General features: G+C 72.0%; 22 protein-coding genes and 1 pseudogene. 8 read left to right on the top strand and 15 right to left on the bottom strand.

Annotation, left to right across the window (positions count from 1 at the left end; translation table 11 throughout):
• Window positions 1-39 precede the first annotated feature (39 nt).
• From AC0VY3_RS13925 to AC0VY3_RS13900, 6 genes are all read right to left on the bottom strand, one after another.
• Window positions 40-783: a uracil-DNA glycosylase gene (locus AC0VY3_RS13925; protein WP_475549695.1), complete on the bottom strand. Its 744-nt coding sequence runs from the start codon at window positions 781-783 to the stop codon at window positions 40-42.
• 85 nt (window positions 784-868) lie between these two features.
• Window positions 869-2449 (bottom strand): ABC transporter substrate-binding protein, encoded by a 1581-nt coding sequence (locus AC0VY3_RS13920; RefSeq protein WP_475549694.1) that lies wholly within the window; start codon window positions 2447-2449, stop codon window positions 869-871.
• Window positions 2450-2567: 118 nt separating this feature from the next.
• Window positions 2568-3323 (bottom strand): SDR family oxidoreductase, encoded by a 756-nt coding sequence (locus AC0VY3_RS13915; RefSeq protein ID WP_065489216.1) that lies wholly within the window; start codon window positions 3321-3323, stop codon window positions 2568-2570.
• A 20-nt stretch (window positions 3324-3343) separates the two neighbouring features.
• Window positions 3344-4105, bottom strand: coding sequence for a 3-oxoacyl-ACP reductase FabG (gene fabG / locus AC0VY3_RS13910; protein ID WP_006122981.1), 762 nt, complete (start codon window positions 4103-4105; stop codon window positions 3344-3346).
• 218 nt (window positions 4106-4323) lie between these two features.
• Window positions 4324-4707, bottom strand: a complete 384-nt coding sequence (locus tag AC0VY3_RS13905) for a DUF3037 domain-containing protein (protein WP_103512156.1) — start codon at window positions 4705-4707, stop codon at window positions 4324-4326.
• On the bottom strand, window positions 4704-5582 hold the full coding sequence (locus AC0VY3_RS13900) for a HipA family kinase (protein WP_181011082.1): 879 nt from the start codon (window positions 5580-5582) through the stop codon (window positions 4704-4706). The genes AC0VY3_RS13905 and AC0VY3_RS13900 overlap by 4 nt, the downstream gene beginning before the upstream one ends.
• Before the next feature lie 248 nt (window positions 5583-5830).
• Between AC0VY3_RS13900 and AC0VY3_RS13895 the strand changes: the two are divergent.
• Window positions 5831-6683: pseudogene (locus AC0VY3_RS13895) on the top strand (transcriptional regulator); the annotation flags it as partial.
• Window positions 6684-6768: 85 nt separating this feature from the next.
• On the top strand, window positions 6769-7221 hold the full coding sequence (locus tag AC0VY3_RS13890; RefSeq protein ID WP_103512157.1) for a Rieske (2Fe-2S) protein: 453 nt from the start codon (window positions 6769-6771) through the stop codon (window positions 7219-7221).
• Window positions 7222-7230: 9 nt separating this feature from the next.
• Here the strand turns inward: AC0VY3_RS13890 and AC0VY3_RS13885 are convergent, their stop codons facing one another.
• Window positions 7231-7896 carry a cysteine hydrolase family protein gene (locus AC0VY3_RS13885; RefSeq protein WP_475549693.1) on the bottom strand — a complete coding sequence of 222 codons (666 nt, stop codon included), beginning with the start codon at window positions 7894-7896 and terminating at the stop codon, window positions 7231-7233.
• 154 nt (window positions 7897-8050) lie between these two features.
• Here AC0VY3_RS13885 and AC0VY3_RS13880 point away from each other — a divergent pair, with 154 nt between their 5' ends.
• Complete coding sequence (locus AC0VY3_RS13880) at window positions 8051-8521, top strand: pyridoxamine 5'-phosphate oxidase family protein (protein ID WP_475549692.1); 471 nt, start codon at window positions 8051-8053, stop codon at window positions 8519-8521.
• Here the strand turns inward: AC0VY3_RS13880 and AC0VY3_RS13875 are convergent.
• Window positions 8514-9431, bottom strand: coding sequence for a LysR family transcriptional regulator (locus tag AC0VY3_RS13875; RefSeq protein ID WP_475549691.1), 918 nt, complete (start codon window positions 9429-9431; stop codon window positions 8514-8516). The two genes, AC0VY3_RS13880 and AC0VY3_RS13875, sit on opposite strands and share 8 nt — an antisense overlap.
• A gap of 74 nt (window positions 9432-9505) precedes the next feature.
• Here AC0VY3_RS13875 and AC0VY3_RS13870 point away from each other — a divergent pair, with 74 nt between their 5' ends.
• Complete coding sequence (locus AC0VY3_RS13870) at window positions 9506-10621, top strand: DMT family transporter (RefSeq protein WP_475549690.1); 1116 nt, start codon at window positions 9506-9508, stop codon at window positions 10619-10621.
• Here the strand turns inward: AC0VY3_RS13870 and AC0VY3_RS13865 are convergent.
• Window positions 10608-11939 carry an aminotransferase class I/II-fold pyridoxal phosphate-dependent enzyme gene (locus AC0VY3_RS13865; protein ID WP_475549689.1) on the bottom strand — a complete coding sequence of 444 codons (1332 nt, stop codon included), beginning with the start codon at window positions 11937-11939 and terminating at the stop codon, window positions 10608-10610. The two genes, AC0VY3_RS13870 and AC0VY3_RS13865, sit on opposite strands and share 14 nt — an antisense overlap.
• 35 nt (window positions 11940-11974) lie before the next feature.
• Here AC0VY3_RS13865 and AC0VY3_RS13860 point away from each other — a divergent pair, with 35 nt between their 5' ends.
• Window positions 11975-12670 (top strand): pyridoxamine 5'-phosphate oxidase family protein, encoded by a 696-nt coding sequence (locus tag AC0VY3_RS13860; RefSeq protein ID WP_475549688.1) that lies wholly within the window; start codon window positions 11975-11977, stop codon window positions 12668-12670.
• Between the two features lie 49 nt (window positions 12671-12719).
• Here the strand turns inward: AC0VY3_RS13860 and AC0VY3_RS13855 are convergent, their stop codons facing one another.
• The 3 genes from AC0VY3_RS13855 to AC0VY3_RS13845 all read right to left on the bottom strand — a co-directional run bounded on the left by AC0VY3_RS13855 (window position 12720) and on the right by AC0VY3_RS13845 (window position 15601).
• Entirely contained in the window at window positions 12720-13685 is a 966-nt protein-coding gene (locus tag AC0VY3_RS13855; RefSeq protein ID WP_103512163.1) for a DMT family transporter, read from the bottom strand.
• A gap of 159 nt (window positions 13686-13844) precedes the next feature.
• The gene (locus AC0VY3_RS13850) at window positions 13845-14870 is read right to left on the bottom strand and encodes an EamA family transporter (protein WP_475549687.1); all 1026 of its coding nucleotides are present in this window, start codon (window positions 14868-14870) and stop codon (window positions 13845-13847) included.
• 188 nt (window positions 14871-15058) lie between these two features.
• The gene (locus AC0VY3_RS13845) at window positions 15059-15601 is read right to left on the bottom strand and encodes a peptidase (RefSeq protein ID WP_475549686.1); all 543 of its coding nucleotides are present in this window, start codon (window positions 15599-15601) and stop codon (window positions 15059-15061) included.
• Window positions 15602-15855: 254 nt separating this feature from the next.
• Here AC0VY3_RS13845 and AC0VY3_RS13840 point away from each other — a divergent pair, with 254 nt between their 5' ends.
• Together AC0VY3_RS13840 and AC0VY3_RS13835 are read left to right on the top strand one after the other, a co-directional pair.
• Window positions 15856-16050, top strand: coding sequence for a hypothetical protein (locus AC0VY3_RS13840; RefSeq protein ID WP_103512166.1), 195 nt, complete (start codon window positions 15856-15858; stop codon window positions 16048-16050).
• Window positions 16051-16129: 79 nt separating this feature from the next.
• Window positions 16130-16561 (top strand): type II toxin-antitoxin system Rv0910 family toxin, encoded by a 432-nt coding sequence (locus AC0VY3_RS13835; protein ID WP_475549685.1) that lies wholly within the window; start codon window positions 16130-16132, stop codon window positions 16559-16561.
• Between the two features lie 108 nt (window positions 16562-16669).
• Here AC0VY3_RS13835 and AC0VY3_RS13830 read toward each other — a convergent pair whose 3' ends face one another.
• Together AC0VY3_RS13830 and AC0VY3_RS13825 are read right to left on the bottom strand one after the other, a co-directional pair.
• A complete protein-coding gene (locus AC0VY3_RS13830) occupies window positions 16670-17278 on the bottom strand; it encodes a PadR family transcriptional regulator (protein ID WP_475549684.1) in 609 nt (202 codons plus the stop codon).
• Window positions 17279-17411: 133 nt separating this feature from the next.
• Window positions 17412-17597: a LuxR C-terminal-related transcriptional regulator gene (locus AC0VY3_RS13825; RefSeq protein WP_475551668.1), complete on the bottom strand. Its 186-nt coding sequence runs from the start codon at window positions 17595-17597 to the stop codon at window positions 17412-17414.
• A 187-nt stretch (window positions 17598-17784) separates the two neighbouring features.
• Here AC0VY3_RS13825 and AC0VY3_RS13820 point away from each other — a divergent pair, with 187 nt between their 5' ends.
• A complete protein-coding gene (locus tag AC0VY3_RS13820; protein ID WP_475549683.1) occupies window positions 17785-18450 on the top strand; it encodes a hypothetical protein in 666 nt (221 codons plus the stop codon).
• A gap of 78 nt (window positions 18451-18528) precedes the next feature.
• Here AC0VY3_RS13820 and AC0VY3_RS13815 read toward each other — a convergent pair whose 3' ends face one another.
• A complete protein-coding gene (locus AC0VY3_RS13815; protein WP_475549682.1) occupies window positions 18529-19527 on the bottom strand; it encodes a helix-turn-helix transcriptional regulator in 999 nt (332 codons plus the stop codon).
• Window positions 19528-19567 lie beyond the last annotated feature (40 nt).

Raw genomic sequence — 19567 nt, 5'->3', positions numbered from 1 at the left:
CCTCGTCGCCCGTCCAGCCCGGTTGCCCTCCGTCCGACGCTAACGCCGGGCTTCCGCATTACCGGTCAGACACGGGCTCCCCGGGGCTGTCCGCCAGCCGAGGTCGGGGATCCGCCAGTCGATCGGCTGGTGCCCCTGGGCGGCCACGGCCTCGTTGATCTGCGTGAACGGGCGGGAGCCGAAGAACTTCTTGGCGGACAGCGGCGAGGGGTGCGCGCCCTTCACCACCACATGGCGCTCCTCGTCGATCAGGGGCAGCTTCTTCTGCGCGTAGTTGCCCCAGAGCACGAAGACCGCCGGGTCGGGCCGGTCGGCGACGGCGCGGATCACGGCGTCGGTGATCTTCTCCCAGCCCTTGTTCTTGTGGGAGTTGGCCTCGCCGCCGCGCACGGTGAGCACGGCGTTGAGCAGGAGGACGCCCTGCTCGGCCCAGGGCATCAGATAGCCGTTGTCCGGGATCGGCAGGCCGAGCTCCTGCTGCATCTCCTTGTAGATGTTGCGCAGCGACGGCGGCGTCCTGACGCCGGGCCGCACGGAGAAGCAGAGCCCGTGCCCCTGGCCCTCGCCGTGATACGGGTCCTGGCCGAGGACCAGGACCTTCACCTTGTCGTACGGCGTGGCGTCCAGGGCTGCGAAGACCTGCTCGCGCGGCGGATGGACCGGGCCCTTGGCCCGCTCCTCCTCGACGAAGTCCGCCAGCTCCTTGACGTACGGCTTCTGCAGTTCTTCGCCGAGGACGCCGCGCCAGGACTCGGGCAGCAGGTCGATATCGGTCACGTCCACAACCTCCGGTGAGCAACAGGTTCTTGATCCCAGAACCTACCGGGCGCCACTGACAACGGACCCCCGCAGCCCTTCCGTACGGCCCCTACCAGCTGGCCTTGCGGTACAGCTCCCACAACTGCATGACGGTCTGCGGGTCGAGCGCGCGCTCGCCGCCGCCGATGTCCTCGCCCGCGGCGACGTACAGCTTGCCCTGCCACAGCGGCAGCAGCCGGACGTCGTCGACGAGGATCTCCTGGGCCCGCTCGAACTGCTTGCTGACCGCGCCCCGGTCGCTCTCCTGCCGCGAGGCGGGGATCAGCTGCTGGGTGATCTCCTTGTTGATGTAGGGGGTGCCGGTGACCGGCTCCTTGCCCACGAACGGAGCGATGAAGTTGTCGGGGTCCGGGAAGTCCGGGAACCAGCCGCGGCCGAAGACCGGGTACTCGCCCTTGTTGAAGTCTTCCTGGAACTCCTTCCAGGGCTTGCCCTCAATCTTGATCTTGAAGAGTCCGGAGGCCTCCAGCTGCCGCTTGAGCTCCTCGAACTCGGGCTCGGTGGCGGAGCCGTAACGGTCCGTGGTGAACCAGAAGTTCATCTTCACGGGCTCGGTGATGCCGGCCCCGGTGAGGATCTCCTTCGCCTTCTTCACGTCCGGGTCCCCGAAGGTGTCGAAGAAACTCGTGGCGTGTCCGGCGATGCCCTTGGGGATCATGGAGTAGAGGGGCTCGGCGGTGCCCCGGTAGACCTTCTCGACCAGGGCGTCGCGGTCCACGACATGCGCGATCGCCTTGCGGACGGCGGGGTTCGCGGCGGCCGGGTCCTTGGGGTTGAAGACCAGGAAGCGGATGTCCGCGCCCGTGCTCTCGACGATCTGGAGGCCCTCGTTGTCGTCCTTGTTGTCCTCCAGGCTGACGACCTCCTCGGCGGTCAGACCCCGGTAGGTGGCGTCGATGTCCTTCGCCTTGAGCGCGCTCACCATGTCGGCGGACTTCTCGAAGTAGCGGATGGTGACCGCGTCGTTCCTCCGGTTGGCGAAGCCCTTGTAGTCCGGGTTCTTCTTCAGCTCGGCGGTCTTCCCGCCCTCGTAGGACTCCAGGAGGTACGGCCCGGAGCCGGTGACCTTGCCGTCGTCGCGGATCTTGTCCTGGCGGTAGTCGCCGGGGGCGACGAGCGACATGGCGGGCGTGGCCAGGATGAACGGGAACGTGGCGTCGGACTTGTTCAGGTGGAAGACGACCGTGTCGTCGCCCTTGGTCTCGATCCGGTCCAGCGAGCCGAGCATGCCGGCCGGGCCGCCCTTGAAGTGAATGTCCACGATGCGGTCGATGGAGTACTTCACGGCCTCGGCGTCGAGCTTCTCGCCGTTGGAGAACTTGAGGTTCTTCTTGAGCGTGCACCGGTACGCCATGCTCGTGACGTCGGTGAACTTGCAGTCTTCCGCCGCGTCCGGCTCCGGGCTCGTGCTGCCGGTGGGGAAGCTCACCAGGGTCTGGTAAACGTTCCGCATCAATTCCCAGGAACCGTCCCAGGCTGCCGCCGGATCGAGCGTCGACGGGGAGCTGGTGGTCCCGACGGTTATCTTCTGGTCCGTTTCCGATCCGCTGTCGGAAAGGAGACCGCAGCCGGCCAGCAGAGAAAGGGAAGCTAGGGCTGCAGCAGCCTGCAGACTGGCCCGGTAGAACACGCGCACGCTCCTCGATCAGCCATGGGTCGGCAGACCATACCGCAGCGCCCCGCCAGGTCAATCCGCTGACTCGACGGGGCACTTGACTCAATCAGGGCCAAATCGGTTCAGGCCGCTCTCAGCCCACACCCGCGTTGAGGAAAATTCCTCCGTCGACCACGAGCGTCTGCCCGGTGATCCAGTCGGACTGCGCGGAGGTCAGGAAGGCCGCCGCGCCCCCGATGTCCTCGGGCACTCCGAGCCGGCCCAGCGGGTAGGCGGCGGCCGCCTCCGCTTCGCGGCCCTCGTAGAGCGCCTCGGCGAACTTCGTCTTGACCACGGCCGGGGCGATGGCGTTGACCCGTACGACCGGGGCGAACTCGTGCGCCAGCTGGGCGGTCAGGTTGATCATGGCCGCCTTGGACATCCCGTACGCGCCGATGAACGGCGAGGGGGCGACGCCGGCGACGGAGGCGATGTTGACGATCGCCCCGCCGTTCTCCTTCTGCCAGGCCTTCCAGGTCTGCTGGGCGAAGCCGAGCGCCGAGATCACATTGGTCTCGTAGACCTTGCGGGCCACGTTGAGGTCGAGCTCGGCCATGGGGCCGAAGACCGGATTCGTCCCGGCGTTGTTGACCAGGTAGTCGACCCGGCCGAACGCCTCCATCGTGCGCTCGACCGCCGCGGCCTGGTGCGCCTCGTCGTGCGCCTTGCCGGGGATGGCGATGACCCGGTCGGCGCCGAGCCGCTCCACTGCCTCCTTCAGGGCGTCCTCGCCCCGCCCGGTGATGGCCACCCGGTCGCCGCGGGCGACGAGCGCCTCGGCGATCCCGTAGCCGATGCCCCGGCTGGCGCCCGTGACGAGGGCGACCTTTCCGCTGTCCTGCACCGTCATGATGTCCGCTGCCCTTCGGATCAGTTGAGGGGTCCGCCGGCCACGTACATGACCTGGCCGGAGACGAAGCCCGCGTCGTCGCCCGCGAAGAAGGCGATGGCGTTCGCGACGTCCTCGGGGCGGCCGACGCGCTGGACGGGGATCTGGGTGGCGGCCGCCGCCTGGAACTCCTCGAAGCCCATGCCGACGCGCTCGGCGGTCTGCGCGGTCATCTCGGTGACGATGAAGCCGGGCGCGACGGCGTTGGCCGTGACGCCGAACTTGCCGAGCTCCTTGGCGAGGGTCTTGGTGAGGCCCTGGAGCCCCGCCTTGACCGCGGAGTAGTTGGCCTGGCCCCGGTTGCCGAGGGCCGAGGAGGAGGAGAGCGAGACGATCCGGCCGAACTTGGCCTCGACCATGTGGGCCTGGACGGCCTTCGCCATCAGGAACGCGCCCTTGAGGTGCACGTTCATCACGATGTCCCAGTCGGACTCGCTCATCTTGAACAGCAGGTTGTCGCGGAGCACGCCCGCGTTGTTCACCAGGATCGTCGGCGCGCCCAGCTCGGCGGCGACCCGCGCGACGGCGGCTTCCACCTGGCCGGCGTCCGACACGTCGCAGCCGACGGCGAGCGCGGTGCCCCCGGCGGCGGTGATCTTCTCGACCGTGTCCTTGCAGGCCGCCTCGTCGAGATCGAGTACGGCGACGGCGCGGCCCTCGGCCGCGAGGCGTACGGCGGTGGCGGCGCCGATGCCCCGCGCTGCTCCCGTCACGATGGCGACGCGCTGCTCGGTGGTGGACATGCTTGGTTCTCCTCGCCCTTGGATAGCGGCTCAGCGGGCGTCGGGGCGTTTCCCTGACAGAAAGACTCCCGATCGCTGAGCAACCGCTTAGTACCTTCAGCAGACGAGACGCTAGAAGCCCTGGCACCCGGTGTCAACGGCGCACGCCCCGGCGGGCCGCACGTCACACCGGGCGGGAGCGCCCGCCGTGGTGCCGTGCCGGTCCGCCGGGGCGTGTCTCAGCGCACCAGCAGGTCGAGCAGCCGTTCCACCTCACCGGCCGGGTCGGTGGTCAGCCCGCTGTGCACGGCGCCGGGCTGGACGACCGTGGAGCGCGGGGCGATCAGCCAGCGGAACCGCCGCCCGGCGTCGTCGTCCGCCGCCTGACCGGCGCCCCGGCCTCCGCCGCAGACCCCTTCGACGGCGCGCAGGGCGGCCCGCACCCCGACGACGTCGGCGTCCGGGGCCAGCGCCTTCAGCTTCGCCTCGTCGAGGTGCGTACGGGCCGCGACGAACGAGTGCGCCCGGCAGTAGACGAGCACCCCCGCGTTGAAGCACTCGCCCCGCTCGACCCGGGGCACGACGCGCAGGATCGCGTACTCGAAGACAACGCGCCGCGTCATCGGCCGCCCTCCTCGCCGGTACGGGCGGCTGCCGCCGCGTGGTCGCCGCCGGCCGGTTTCGGCCGGGGCGGCAGCCGCTCGGTGAGCCAGCCGGGGGCCTGGGAGGGCCGGGTCGCGGTCGGCGCGTCCAGCGTGATCCGCTCGTGGATGCCGGCGGCCCGGGCGAGCAGCGGGGCGATGTAGGCGCGGCGCACCTCGTCGGCGGAGGCGAAGCCGGGCTCGTCGGCCAGCCAGACGTCCGGCACGTCGGCGGTCACCTCGGTGAGCAGTTCCTCGGTGACCAGCGGGGCGAGCTCGGCGGCGGCGGACGCGATGTCCGGCCCGAAGGAGGCCAGCACATGGTCCGAGGCGTTGTACGGCTTGGCGGCGGAGGCCTGGGCTCCCGGCCAGTTGTGGTGCCAGATCATGGTCGCGCCGTGGTCGATGAGCCAGAGATCGCCGTGCCAGACGAGCAGGTTGGGGTTGCGCCAGGAGCGGTCCACGTTGTTGATCAGCGCGTCGAACCAGACGATCCGCCCGGCCTCGGCCGCCCCGACCTCATAGGCCAGCGGGTCGAACCCGAGCGAGCCCGGCAGGTAGTCCATCCCGAGGTTGAGTCCGCCGCTCGCGCGGAGCAGCTCCTGCACCTCCTCGTCGGGCTCGGCGAGTCCGATGACGGGGTCGAGCTCGATGGTCACCAGCTCGGGCACCCGCAGCCCCAGCCGGCGGCCGAGTTCCCCGCAGATGATCTCGGCGACGAGCGTCTTGCGGCCCTGACCCGCCCCCGTGAACTTCATGACGTACGTACCGAGATCGTCGGCCTCGACGATGCCGGGGAGCGAGCCGCCCTCACGCAGGGGCGTGACATAGCGGGTCGCAGTGACCTCTTTCAGCACGTTACCGGGCCACCTATCTCTTCAGCTCTTCCGCTTTGCACTCCACGGTCGCCCGGGGGCCGCGACGGCGGGAATCACCCGTCGACGGCGGTGCAGCCCTCACGTCTGGCTTCCGGCATGGAGTGAGCATAGTAACCGACAGTGATCACGAGTGAGGAGCACACGAACCGCCGGGGCCCGGCCTGTGCTGCCGGCATATCCCGTCGCGGCGGCGGGTATTGGCCTGTTCGCCGTCCGATGGAGCGTCCATGCTGCGGATCCACTTCACCCCCGAGGACATGACGCGGGTCAAGGTGGCCCCGGAGCCGGATCTCCTGTCGGAGATCAGCAACAGCGTGCAGACCCTGCAACGGAACGACGGGGCACGGGTCTTCGGCGACTGGCGGCGCGCTGGGGGCGGCCCCGGCTCCCGGAGAGCCGCCGGCTGCTCGCCGCTGCTGCCTCCCCACGGCTACTCCCCCGGCTTCCTCACCCCCAGCTCCGGGGAGCGCACCACGCTCCGGGCCGCCGTGCACACCCTGCTCGGAACGCCGCGGCCGAGGCTGCGCGCGGTGTTGCCCCGGCTCGCCGGATCCACGTCGCGGCCCGGCCGGGCCGCCGCCCTGGCCGAGGCGACACGGACGCGCTCGCGCGGCGGGGCGACGCCCTCCACGCCTGTCAGGCGCAGGCGCTCCTGCCGCACTGGCGGCAGGTCCGCGCGGACCTGGAGGCCGACCGGGCACTGCGGATGCGGCATCTGATGGACGGTGGCACCGAGGCGCTGCTGACCGGACTCGGGCCGGCGGCCGCCCGTGCTGGAGGTCGCCCGTGCTGGAGGTCGCCCGCCCGGTCGACCAGGACCTGCGGCTGGACGGCCGCGGGCTCGTGCTCCAGGCGTCGTTCTTCTGCCGGCCCACCCCGACCACCCTCGCGGACGGTGAGCTGCCGCCCGTCCTGGTCCATCCCGTCCACCGCACGGCCGACGGGGCCGGACGCCCGGGGGCGACGGGACCGACGACGGACCGCGGTCCCCTCGGCCGTCTCCTCGGGCAGACCCGTGCGGACCTGCTGCGGGCCCCCGTACCGGCTGCCACCCTCTGCGTGAACATCCGCGCGGCGCGACACGTACCCCTGATCGAAGTCATCGAGGACGAGGCCCGGGACACCACCGGGGCCAACCGGGACACCGACGAAGGGAATTGCCGCGATGAGCGCAACACAGGAGCACCGGAGCCTCCTCGGACGCCGCACGGTGGTCGTGGCGGTGGGGGCGGCCGGAGCGGCGGCCGCCCTCACCGCGTGCGGCGGATCGGACGATCCGGGGGGCTCGGACACGGTCGAGCAGCCCGGGAGCGGCGGCGGGGGCAAAGGCGGCGACGTGCTCGCCGCGGCCTCCGACATTCCGGAGGGCGGCGGGGTGGTCTTCGCCGCGCAGAAGGTCGTGGTCACCCAGCCGCGGCCGGGCGAGTTCAAGGCGTTCTCGTCCACGTGCACCCATCAGGGCTGCGCGGTCAAGGACGTCTCGGCCGGCACGATCACCTGCCCCTGCCACAACTCCACCTTCGACGCCGCCACGGGCAGCCCGACCGGCGGGCCCGCCACCCAGCCGTTGCCCGCCCGCGAGATCGTCGTCGAGGGCGATGCGATCAGGCTGGCGTAGGACCGGTCGTCAGACCGCCGTCGCCCCCTGCCTGCGCGGTCGCTTCCAGCTGCCGAGGACGGCGTCGGTGGTGGTGACGGTGGCGACCAGGGCGAGGGTGTTACGGACCAAGGCGGGGGTGTACTCGGCGGGCACCCCCGCAATGGCGTCGGCCGGGACGACGGCCGTGTAGCCGAGGTTGACCGCGTCGAAGACGGCGTTGGGGATGGCGATGTTGGCCGATACGCCGGTGATGACGAGCGTGCGGCAGCCGAGGTTGCGCAGCAGCGGGTCGACGTCGGTGCCGGCCAGAGGCGAGAGGCCGTGCAGCCGGCGGACGACGAGATCCTCGTCGGCCACCTCGATGGGGGGTGCGACCCGGACGGCCGTGGTGCCGGTGTGCTGCTGGACGGGCAGCCTGGCGGCGGCGCGGAAGAGCCGGGCGTTGTGGTTGCCGCCGCGCCCGTCGGGCCGGCTCTCGGCGATCGCGTGCATCACCTGGACACCGTTCTCGTGGGCGGCGGCGACGAGCCGGGCGACATGGGCCAGGGCGCCCGACGAACGGGCTGCGGCGGCGAGTTCGGGCAGGGCGCTGTCCGGCCCCACCACACCCTGCTGGCACTCGACGGTCAGCAGGACGGTGGTGGCGGGGTCGAGCAGCGCGGTGAGCCGCTCCTGTGATTCCCTCGACGGCACGGGCGCTCCTCCCTTTCCTGTTCCTGGCGCGGGTTCCGTGGACGGGACCGGGCGCGCGAGAGTAGCGGCCATTGCGTCATGAAGGAAGAGCGTCCATGATTTCTGACACCTAGTCAGATTCGGGCGGGATTCGGATTCCAGGAGAGGGCGGCACATGACCCACACCCAGCGACGAGGCCGCCGGATCATGATGACGCCCGAGGAGCGGGACGCCTACCTAGGCGAACAGCGCACCTGCCGGGTGGCCACGCTCGGCTCCGACGGCGCTCCGCACATCGGTGCGCTGTGGTTCGTCTGGGACGGCGGCTCGCTCTGGCTGTACTCCATCACCCGCAGCCGCCGCTGGTCCCAGCTGCGCAAGGACACCAGGATCGCCGTGGTCGTGGACGACGGCGAGGGGTACGAGGAGTTGCGCGGCGTGGAGCTCACCGGCCGGGCGGAGTTCATCGGCGAGGCTCCTCGAACGGGCGAGCCCTTCCCCGAACTCGCGGAGCCGGAGCGGCTGTTCCCGGTGAAGTACTTCGGCATCACGGAGATGCCCCATGACGGACGGCACGCCTGGCTGCGGCTCACCCCGGAGACGATCACCTCCTGGGACTTCCGCAAGCTCGCCGGTCTCACCTGACCCCGGCGGCCGCCACCCCCGCGCCCGCCGCCCGCAGCGCGTCCACCGCCGCGCGGACCGACGGCCGGCGGTCCGCGTCGGTGCGCCAGACCACATGGACGTGCCGTCGCATGGTCTGCAGCACCGGCACCAGGCGCACCCCGTCGGGAACCGGGCCGCGCCCCAGCCGGGGAGCCACACAGACGCCGAACCCGGCAGCGATCAGCGCGAGTTGCGTATGGTGCTCACCGGCCAGATGGGCGATGCGCGGCTCGATACCCCGCGAGCGCAGCGTGAACATCAGCCACTCGTAACAGAATTCGCCCTCGGGCCAGGACACCCACGGGTCGTCCGCGAAGTCCTCCAGCTCCACCTCGTCGCGGTCCGCCAGCGGATGCCCGGCCGGCATGGCGATGTCCGGTGCGTCGTCGAGGAGTTCGGCCTTGGCCAGGCCGCCGGGCACGGGCAGCCGCTTGTTGCTCCAGTCGAGCACGACGGCCAGGTCGACGTCACCGCGCAGCACCGCGCGCAGCCCCTGCTCGGGCTCCAACTCCCGCGTACGGACGGTGAGGTCGGGGTGGTCGGCGCGCAGGGAGGTGAGCGTCGCGGGGAACAGCCCGCGCGCCGCGGTCGGGAAGGCGCAGATCCGTACCTCACCGACGACCTCGCCGCGCTGCGCCTCGATGTCGGACTGGGCCAGCTCCACCTGCGACAGGATCCTCGCGGCATGGTCCGCGAGCAGCCGGCCCGCGTCGGTGAGGCGGACGCCCCGGCCGTTCTTGGCGAGCAGCCGCTGCCCGACCTCGCGCTCCAGCTTGGCCATCTGCTGCGAGACTGCCGACGTCGTGACGTGCAGCCCGTCGGCCGCCCCGCTCACCGAGCCGTGCCGGGCGAGGGCGTCCAGGGTGCGCAGCCTCTCCAGGTTCAACATGTAAGCGATGCTACGCGAATACGCACAGAAACTCTCGCTTGTCCTACGAGGTCATCTTCGTCAGGCTGGGCACCATGAGCGCTCCCTGCGAGCCGAGGGCCACGGCCCCGGCGTCAGCACCTCCCCCGCCCGTTCCGTCCGCACCACCGGCCCGGCGCCCGGCTCTCGACTGGCGGATCCGGTTCGCGGCGCTCTCGCTCATCTGGGGGTTCAGCTTTCTGCTGATCAAGGTCGGGACCGAGGGCTACGCCCCGTTCCAGGTCACCTTCGGCCGGTTGCTCGCCGGTACGGCGGTGCTGGTCGCGGCCATGGCGATGCGCCGGGAACGGCTGCCGCGTTCGGCCCGGACCTGGGGGCACCTCGCGGTCGCGGCGTTCCTTCTCAACGCGCTGCCGTTCTCGCTCTTCTCCTACGCCGAGCTGACGATCCCCTCGACGCTGGCCGGTATCTGCAACGCGACCTCGCCGCTGTGGGGCATGGCGCTCTCGGTGGTCGCCCTGTCGGAGGACCGCCCGACCCGCCGCCGGGTGGCCGGTCTCGGTCTCGGCTTCCTCGGCGTTCTCACGGTGCTGGGCGCCTGGCAGGGCTTCTCCGGCCTGGACCTGCCGGGCACGGGCATGGCGTTGCTCGCCTCGTTCTGCTACCCGGTGGGCTGGATCTACGTCCGCCGCACGCTGGCCGGCGCCGGCTCGTCGACGCTGGCGCTGACGGGCAGCCAACTGTTCCTCGGTACAGTCCAACTGGCCGTGGTGACACCACTGTTCACCTCGGCGCCCACTTCCTTCCCGCTGCTCCCGACGCTCAGCGTCCTCGCTCTGGGCGCGCTGGGCACGGGCCTGGCGGTGCTGCTCCAGTACGGTCTGGTCCAGGAGGTCGGTCCGACGACGGCCCAGATGGTCACGTACTTCATTCCGGTGATCGCGACGGCGGCGGGCGTCGCGCTGCTGGGCGAACGGCTGAGCTGGAACACCCCGGTCGGGGCGCTGATCGTCCTGGTCGGGGCGGCCCTCACCCAGAGCCGCGCCCGCCCGGCCGCCACCGCCGTACCGAAGGAGCTTGCGGGGCACCCGGCCGCCACCCCGCCCGAAGCCGCGGAGCACCCGGCCGCCACCGCCGTACCGGACGAGCCGACCGAGCACCCGGCCATCGCCCCGCCGGGCGCGGACACCCCACGTCTCAGCCGTAGTTGACCGGTCGCGCCGGCCCCGCGGCGGCGGCCACCGCGTCCGCCAGGGGGCCGATGTCCGCCGCGGTCAGCGGGGAGACGGTGAGCCGCACCCCGGGGGGCGTGTCCAGCCGGAAGCGCGCGCCCGGGGCCGCCGCCCAGCCCGCGTGGAGCAGCCGGGCGACCGCCCCGGTCTCGTCGCTCACGGGCACCCACACGTTCATCCCGCTGCGCCCCCGGGCCGGCACGCCCCGCTCCGCCAGCGCCTGGATGAGCGCGTCCCGGCGAGCGCCGTAGGACCGTGCGACCGTACGGGTGTCGACGGCGCCCGAGGTCCACAGATGGAGCACGGCGCGCTGGAGCAGCCGACTGACCCAGCCGGGCCCGAGCCGTTGCCGCCCCGCCACCCGGTCGACCGTTAGGGCGTCCCCGGTGAGCGTGGCGACCCGCAGGTCCGGGCCGTACGCCTTGGCCGCAGAGCGGATGAACGCCCAGTGGGCCGTCGCCCCGGCCAGCGGATGCAGCGGCAGGTCGACGATGGCGTGTCCGTGGTCGTCCTCGATCAGCAGCACGTCCGGGTGGCGGGCGAGGACCGCGCGCAGCTCCCGGGCGCGCGGCGCGTCCAGCGACGCGCCGGTCGGGTTCTGCGCCCGGTCGGTGACGACGAGGGCCCGCGCCCCGGCCCGCAGCGCCCGCTCCACATCGGCGGGCAGCGGACCGGAGTCGTCCACGCCGACCGGTACGGCGCGCAGCCCGAGCGCCGGTACGAGGTCGAGCACGCTGCCCCAGCCGGGGTCCTCCACCGCCACCGCGTCGCCCGGCCTGAGGTGCGCCGCGAGGACCCGCTCGATCGCGTCCAGGGCGCCGGAGGTCACGGCGACCGTCCCGGCGGGAACCCCGTCGGCGTCCATCGCGGCGCGGGCGTACGCGGCGAACTCCACGACCACCGGGGCCTGCCCGTACAGACCATGGCTCTCCGCGTCGGCTGCGGCGGCCGCGGCGAGCGCCGGCCCGAGGCCGGGCAGCAGCTCCGGATCGGGATTGCCCTCGCCGAGGTCCCGGACGCCCGGAGGCGCATCGATCCGCAGCGATCCGCGCGACGTGCTCGCCGGAGCGGGACGCACCCGGCTCCCCCGGCGGCCCGCCGTCTCGATCACCCCGCGCTCGCGCAGCGTTCGATAGGCGGCCGCCACCGTATTGGGATTGACCTCCAAACGCGCCGCCAACTCCCGCATGGGGGGCAGCACATGGCCCGGCGGGAGGTCTCCGGAGCCGACCCCGCGCTCGACACTGGCGGCAATCTCCGATGCACGCCGCCCACTGATCCGATACTCTCCTAGCACAAACAACATTATGCACTAGTGCAATGGAGTGAGCAATGCAGCACACCGCAACGCCCGACGGCACGGGCCCCGGCGTCGCCGCCCCCTACCTTCCCACCGATCGCACCGTGCCCACCCGGTCCAGGGAGCGCGCCTCCTACGACCGCGAGCTGGTCCACTCGATCCTCGACGAGGCCTACCTCTGCCACCTGGGCTTCGTGCGCGACGGCGCCCCGGTCGTCCTGCCGACCCTCTTCGGCCGGATAGGAGAGCGGCTGTACGTCCACGGCTCGACGGGCTCGCGACCGCTGCGCTCGGCCAGGAGCGCGGACCCCGGGCTGCCGGTCTGCCTGACGGTCACCCATGTCGACGCCCTCGTGCTGGCCAGGTCAGCCTTCCACCACTCGATGAACTACCGCTCGGTGGTGGTGCACGGCACGGCCGTGACGGTGACCGACCCCGAGGAGCGCAGGCGCGCCCTGGACGCGATCGTGGACCAGGTCGTGCCCGGCCGCTCCCGCGACTCCCGGCCGGCCGACGCCAAGGAGCTGGCCGCGACGGCGGTGATCCGGCTGGACCTCAACGAGGTGTCCGCGAAGGTCCGCACCGGCGGACCCAACGACGAGCCCGAGGACAGCGCCCTGCCCCACTGGACCGGCATCGTGCCGCTCACCCGGGGGTACGCGGCTCCGGTCCCCGCGGACGACCTGGATCCGGCCATCGACGTACCGGACTATCTGACCGCGCTCTGACCGGGGTCGCGGCGGCCAAAGCTGCCGCGACCCGTCGGGCCGGGACCCGTCACACCGCGACGCCCACGGCCTCCTTCCGGCGGGCGGCCGCCGCACCGCGTGCCTCCGCGAGGGCCAGTCCGGCCACGGCGGTCAGCAGGAGCAGCGTGCCGAGAACCGTGGCCGCCGTCAGCCGCTCCCGCAGGACGGTCACCGCGATGACCGCCGCACTCACCGGCTCCAGGAGCATGATCACGGAAACGGTGGCCGACCGGACGGCGGCCGCTCCGGCGAAGTACAGCGCGTAGGCGAGCGCCGTGGGCACCGCCGCCACATAGACCAGCAGCCACAGCACCTGCCCGGTCTCCGCGGTGTACGGCATCAGCCCCTCGGCCAGCGCCATGGGCAGCAGGCCCACCGCTCCGATACCGAACGCCCAGGCGCTGGTGGTCAGCGCGTCGCCGCCGTCGCCGTCCCGCCCGAGCCACCGGGTGAGCAGCGTGATCGCCGCGTACCCGGCGGCGGACAGCAGCGCCAGCAGCACCCCGGCCGGCACGACGTCGCCGCCCTCACCGCCCAGGACCAGCACGACGAGCCCGGTCAGCGCGCCGGTCACGGCGGCCAGTCCGCCGCCGCCGAGGCGTTCGCCCAGCAGCAGACGCGCCCCGACGGCGATCAGTACGGGCCCGGCGCCGAGCGTGACGACGGTGCCGACGGCGAGACCGGTGGCCTCGACCGCCGCGAAATACGCGCTCTGGAACACGGTGAGACCGATGCCGGTACCGAGGATCCGGAGCAGCCGGCGACGCCGGGGCTCGGCCTTGCGGGGTGCACGGCGGGGTCGCAGCGCGAGCGCCCCGGCGAGCAGGACGAGACCGCCCGCGCAGCGCCAGAAGGACAGGGCGAGCGGGCCGAGGTCGCTGACCCGGAAGATCAGCGAGGCGGCCGCGCCGGCGGTGCCCCAGGCGACTCCGGCGACGACGAGATACAGCAGGCCGCGCCCGACGGGCAGCGCGGAAGCAACAGGGGTGCGCATATGACTTCTCCAGAGAAGGACAGGGTGGTGGGTCGCTCGGCTCCGCACGCGGGCAGCGACGAACCGCTCGGGGACTGCCCGAGCCCGGTCTTCGTCAGGAGTGGCCGCGCGCGCTAGGCGGCAGGCGGCGGCAGCACAGTCAGATGCATGGTGGGCACACTAACTCGGGGCCCGGCCGCTGGCCAACTCGCCCTCGACGCCCCCGGCCACCGCACCGGTGCCGGGCCCGGCGGCGACGGGGCCCGACGGGGGCTTCGGCGCGGCGGACTGGGCGATGAATGCTCCGGCCAGGACGACGAACCCGCCGATGAGCTGCGGCGCGGAGAGGTGTTCGCCGAGGAGCACCCAGGCCAGACCGGTCGCGATGACCGCTTCGAGGCAGGCGACGACCCCGGCCACCTGGGGCGAGAGCAGCCGGACCGAGACAACCCCGGTGACGTAGGCGAGCACGGTGGCGATCAGCACGATCCAGCCGAGCAGCAGCCAGGCGGGGACCTCGTTGCCGTTCATGCCCGCGCTGCCGCCGAGCAGTGACCAGTCCATGCCCCAGGGGCGGGCGACGACGGTCAGGACGGCCGCGCCGACGATCAGTCCGTACGCGATGACGCCGACGGGGTGCGGAGGCTCGGCTCGCTCGCCCTCGCTGCCGCTCTGCCCGCCGTGGTCGGAGAGGACGAAGTAGCCGACCTGGCAGCAGGCCGCGCCGAGGGCCAGCAGCAGCCCGAGGAGATCGAAGCTGAGCCCGGCCCAGACCTCGACGACGCACGCGAGCCCGCCGACCGCCAGCACCACACCGACCGCGGCGGCCCGGGTGACGGGCCTGCGCTGCACGAAGCGGACCCAGCCGAGGACCAGCGCTGGCGCCAGATACTCCACCAGGAGCGCCACACCGACCGGGATACGGGAGATCGAGGCGAAGTAGAAGGCCTGGACACCGGCCACCGCGAACAGGCCGAACCCGGCGAGCAGCGCGGGGCGTTCCCGTACGAGGTTCCGGTGGCGCCAGGCGACCGGGAGCATGATGACGGCGGCGCCGGCGACACGCAGCCAGACCACGTGCAACGGGTCGAGACCCGCCTCGATCAGCGGCTTGGCCGCCACTCCCGAACCGCCGAACGCAAAGGCCGAGAGCAGGGCGAGGCCCAGCCCGGCGCTTCTGCCCTGAAACCCCGAAGACGCGTGCATCGGCACATCATGGCAGCAGTCGACAGCACCGTCATCCCCGTGACACCTGTCGAGACGGCACCCGCGCCGCGGCCCCGGAGTGGGCCCCGCACACGGCGGCCACGGGAACCCGCACCGTCTCCGTAGCGCAAGGCCGGTACGTCACCGTCACCGGAGGGATCGCACCGTCGCCACCTCGCGCCGGCGGCTCACCCCTGGCGTGACGCCTCCACCGACAGCGCGGCCACCCGGTCCGTCAGCCACCGCGCTTCCACGCCCCCGCGGGAGAGCACCTCCACCGCCCGGCACTCGGCGTCGGCCGCCAGCGCGGCGAGCAGATCGAGGCCGGCGGCACGCGCTTCCCCGCGCGCCGCCGCACGGTCCAGCGCGCCCTCCATCGCGGCGAGGGCCGAGGGCGACCAGCTGTCGACGGCCGGGTCGCGCACCAGCGGAACGGCGCCGGAGTCCTCGACGGAGCCCTGCCAGCGGAGCCCGTAGCCGATGCTGCGCTGGACGAGATAGCCGAGCACCCTGGCCAGCCGAGGACCGCCGTCGAAGGCCTCTCGGACCTCGGGGTCCATCTCGATCAGCGAGTGGAGCAGGTGGGCGGTGTCGATCTGCCGGTCCCCGTCTCGCAGCGCACGCCTGCGCGCACCCGTCAGCACCGATGCCAGTTCCACGGTGTAGCGGGCATCGAGTTCGGCGTGGTTCGGTGCGGGCTGTTCAGGCATCCGCGGCGTCCGGTTTTGCACACCTCTACCCCATCAGTCCCACGGCCGGAAGACATCCCCGGAGCGACCCATTGGACATCCCACCGAAGTTGGGGACACCGGAGCGGCCCCTCCTCCTTGCGGATGAGATCGTGCCGAGGGGCACAACCATGTCGGCCCGGGGGGCGCGCCGCCTTGCCTTGTACGCCCCCGTGGCAACCGCCGACCCCCGCTCACACGTCCCTCACGCGACAGCGCACGCGGCGCAGAGAACGGGGACGGGAAGGGAGGAACGGGTGTTCTGGATGGTCGCCCTGCTCGCCCAGGACGGGCTGCAGTACGTCTACCGCGTGTACGCACCCGACGACGCCCTGCCCGCCGATCTCTTCTGGACGGCCTTCCACTGCCACGACGAGGGCCCCCACCCCCGCGCGTCGGACCGCTTCGACGCCGCGGTGATCTGGCGGAACCGGCAGGCGCAGCAGATCTGACGGTTCATCAGTATTGAATGTTGGCGCGACTGCCACTACGTTCCGCGACACCGAAACCGGACGAACCAGGGGTGGTCGCATGGCTGAAGTCAGCGCCGAGGCACGCATCGAGGCGCCCGCCGAGAAGGTCTGGGACCGCCTGACGGACTTCTCGTCGTACGGGGAGTGGAACGCCACCCACACCAGCTTCCCCGGGGGCGGCCCGGCCGAACTGGAGCTCGCGGCCACCTACGAGGAGAACATGAAGCTCATGGGCTTCCCGGCCGAGGTGGCCTGGACGGTCGACGGACTGGAGCAGGGCCGTCTGCTGGCGACCCGGGGCAAGGGCCCGATGGGGGTCATCCTGGCCATGCGGTACTCCCTGACCCCGGAGGGCGACGCCACGACGATGCGCATCGACGGGGAGTTCACCGGAGCGGCGGTCTCCCTGATGGGCGGCAAGCTCAAGGACTCCGCGACGGCGGCGCTCCAGGAGTCGCTGCGCAAGCTCGGCGGGCTGGTCGCCCCCTGATCGCACCCGGCCGCACGGTACGCGAAAGGCCCCGCGGAATCCGTCCCGCGGGGCCTTTCGCGCCTGACACCCACTCGCCTCGGGCGCGCAGCCGGCTTCCGGTACGACTCAGTGCTCGTCGGCGAGGATCAGATAGAGCTTCTTGCGCGCGTCGTTGATGACCGTCAGCGCCTTCTGCCGCTGGTCGGCCGAGCCGGTCTTCCAGACCTGCCCGAATGCCTCCATCAGACCGAATCCGGCCTGCCGGATCTCGTTGACGCCTTCCCAGTCCACGCCGCGTCCGGCCTCCTCCCACGGAGCCTCGGGGCCGGTCTCGGCCTCGCTCCGTCCGGATTCGGTGAGCGTGAACAGCTTCTTGCCGCCCTCGCTGGCGCTGACGATCAGACCCTCGTCCTCCAGCAGCTGGAGCGCCGGATAGACGGAGCCGGGACTGGGCCGCCAGGCCCCGCCGCTGCGCTCGCCGATCTCCTGGATCATCTCGTAGCCATGCATCGGGCGGTCCTTCAGCAGAGCCAGGATCGACGCCCGCACGTCACCGCGCCGCGCCCGCCCCCGGCCACCGCCGCCCCGGCCGCGTCCGCCACCGAAGGGCCCGCCGCCGAACGGCGGCCCGAACGGCCCGAAAGCGGCCCGACGACCGTCGCCCTCACCTCGACCGTGATGACCGGGCCCGTAGTGCCCCGGCCCGTGCTCATAACCATGTCCGTGTGAACGCATCGCTACGCTCCCTCCATCGTTGATCTGTCGCGATGCGTCAACGATATATCGGAAACTATCGGATGGCAAGGCCACCGGGTCTCTGTGGATGACGTGCGGCGGGAACCCCGGGCCATGACCGGCAGCGGAGGCGTTACATGCGCAGGCGGCGGTAGCCCTCGGCCACCGCCGAGGCTCGGTCGCGGACGCCGAGCTTGTCGTGGATGTGCTGCAGATGGGTCTCGATGCTCGCCTCGCCGATGAACAGCGCCGTGGCCGCACCGCGATCCGAGTGGCCGTTCGCGACCAGTTGCAGCACCTGCTTCTCCCGATCGGCCAGCGGCCCTCGGTGATCCCGACGTCGGTCACGTCGGGAAGCCCGGCCAGGGCGCTCCTGTCCAGCGGCTGCCTCACCCGGAACCGGACCTGCTGCACCGCGCTCGACCGCGCGATCGGCTCACTTCGCTTCCCTCACCGTCCCTTCGCTTCCCTTTCCCTCGCTTCCGGGGATGGGAATACTTCGCCGGATGATCGTGATGCGGCCCGTTCTGGAGATGAACACCCCTGACGGCTTCGACCTCTGGCCCGTCGTGGAGACCGAACGGTTCGGTTTCCTGCCGCTCGGCGGTGACCTCTCGCCCGCCGAGGTCGGGACAGCCCTCATGCGCATCGCCGCGTGCAATGACGTCGACCCCGCGGACCACGAAGAACTGCCGCCCCGGCCGGCCGACCCTGTCGACGGCTTCCTGCACGGACTGCTGCACCTCGACAACCTCTACGCCGCGGGCGGCCTCCGGGTCACGGACACCTCCACGGGCGTCGTCTTCTCGCCCGGCTGCTGCGACGGACTGGAGGACTGGCGCGACTGGTACGTGGTCGCCGACCGCGGGGGCGGAATCGGGTACGGCCACGATCCTCAGTCGTCGCTGGCCGAACGCCTCGGCGACACCGTCGGCCTGACCGTGGACACCGACCGGACCGACAGCCCGGTGATCGACCTGCCGGTCACCGAGCTCCGCCGTCTGCTCGCCGACGTCGAGCGCGACCTGACCGGGTTCCTCGCGGTGGCGGCCGACTGGGTCTCCGAGCACCTGCCCGGCCACTCCGCTCCTCTGGTGGCCGCCCTCGCCCGTGTTCTCGACGTGCCTCCGCCCGGCACACCGCAGGCGCCGCCCACCAACGAACGGACGTAGGGCGCAGGACAGCGCCCATCGGCCGCCGGTCCAGGTCCGCCGACACGGACCGGCGGGCAGGACCGACCCGGCGGAGTATCAGGTTCCGCCCGGCCGGAAGGGCTCCCGGGATACCTCTCCGTAGCGGGCGGCGACCGTGGCGGCCCGGTCCCGCAGGGCGTTGCGCAACGACTGCGGGGCCAGCGCTTCCGCGTCCGTGCCGAGCTGCCACAGGGCCCATTCGGCGTGCCGTGAGTCCTGGAAGGTGACCTCCAGCCTCGGCCAGCCGTCCGCGTCGGGGGCTTCCGCGCGGACGGCCAGCACGGTGCCGAGCAGTTCCTCCCTCCGCACCGGGTTCACCCGTACCAGCACGGTGAGGTGGTCGTCGGAGAGGAACCGCGCGGAGCGTTCCCGCCAGATCCGGTCCAGATCGACCCGGTCCGGCCGCTGTGCCGGTTCGGGCAGTTCCTCGGCGGCCAGCACCCGCGACAGCCGGTAGGTGCGGTCCTCGCCGGATCTCGTGGCCAGCAGATAGCCCCGGTCCCGTACGGTGACCAGGCCGATCGGGTCCACCGTGCGCCACCGCGGCCCCTGCCCCGTGGCCGCGTAACGGATGCGCAGCTTGTGTCCGGCGAGGACGGCCCGGCGGACCTCGACCATGGTGGCGCCGGGCACCTCGTCGGCGACGGTCCGGCGTGAGAGCAGATCGGTCTCCGGGTCGACGAGAAACCGCCGGGCCGCGTCGCTCGCGGTGGCCTGATGGCTTTCGGGCAACGCGTCGACGACCTTCCGCATCGCCGAGGCCAGTGCCGCCCCGAGGCCGAAACCCTGCTCCCCGCGCCCCGATCCGGCGGCCAGCAGGGCGAGGGCCTCGTCGTGGTTCAGCCCCGTGAGCTCGGTCCGGAAGCCGGGCAGCAACGCGAACCCGCCGTGCCGGCCGCGTTCGGCGTAGACCGGAACGCCTGCCGCGGACAGCGCCTCGATGTCGCGCAGCACGGTACGGGTGGACACCTCCAGCTCGCGGGCCAGTGTGTCCGCGGTCAGCCGGCCGCGCTGACGCAACAGCAGTACCAGGGAGACCAGTCGGTCGGCGCGCATGCGGGAACCGTAGCGAAATACATGACCAAGGGTGTCGTCA

The organism is Streptomyces sp. iso_384, assembly GCF_056172905.1.
This window is presented reverse-complemented; position numbering and strand designations above follow the sequence as displayed.

Bases quoted from the DNA above. Each gene is read 5' to 3' on its own strand.
- AC0VY3_RS13875 (WP_475549691.1), bottom strand. From the start codon at position 9,431: ATGTTGAACCTGGAGAGGCTGCGCACCCTGGACGCCCTCGCCCGGCAC.
- AC0VY3_RS13850 (WP_475549687.1), bottom strand. From the start codon at position 14,870: ATGCACGCGTCTTCGGGGTTTCAGGGCAGAAGCGCCGGGCTGGGCCTC.
- fabG (WP_006122981.1), bottom strand. From the start codon at position 4,105: ATGTCCACCACCGAGCAGCGCGTCGCCATCGTGACGGGAGCAGCGCGG.
- AC0VY3_RS13905 (WP_103512156.1), bottom strand. From the start codon at position 4,707: ATGACGCGGCGCGTTGTCTTCGAGTACGCGATCCTGCGCGTCGTGCCC.
- AC0VY3_RS13880 (WP_475549692.1), top strand. From the start codon at position 8,051: ATGACCCACACCCAGCGACGAGGCCGCCGGATCATGATGACGCCCGAG.
- AC0VY3_RS13890 (WP_103512157.1), top strand. From the start codon at position 6,769: ATGAGCGCAACACAGGAGCACCGGAGCCTCCTCGGACGCCGCACGGTG.
- AC0VY3_RS13860 (WP_475549688.1), top strand. From the start codon at position 11,975: ATGCAGCACACCGCAACGCCCGACGGCACGGGCCCCGGCGTCGCCGCC.
- AC0VY3_RS13855 (WP_103512163.1), bottom strand. From the start codon at position 13,685: ATGCGCACCCCTGTTGCTTCCGCGCTGCCCGTCGGGCGCGGCCTGCTG.
- AC0VY3_RS13815 (WP_475549682.1), bottom strand. From the start codon at position 19,527: ATGCGCGCCGACCGACTGGTCTCCCTGGTACTGCTGTTGCGTCAGCGC.
- AC0VY3_RS13915 (WP_065489216.1), bottom strand. From the start codon at position 3,323: ATGACGGTGCAGGACAGCGGAAAGGTCGCCCTCGTCACGGGCGCCAGC.
- AC0VY3_RS13835 (WP_475549685.1), top strand. From the start codon at position 16,130: ATGGCTGAAGTCAGCGCCGAGGCACGCATCGAGGCGCCCGCCGAGAAG.
- AC0VY3_RS13870 (WP_475549690.1), top strand. From the start codon at position 9,506: ATGAGCGCTCCCTGCGAGCCGAGGGCCACGGCCCCGGCGTCAGCACCT.
- AC0VY3_RS13820 (WP_475549683.1), top strand. From the start codon at position 17,785: ATGATCGTGATGCGGCCCGTTCTGGAGATGAACACCCCTGACGGCTTC.
- AC0VY3_RS13830 (WP_475549684.1), bottom strand. From the start codon at position 17,278: ATGCGTTCACACGGACATGGTTATGAGCACGGGCCGGGGCACTACGGG.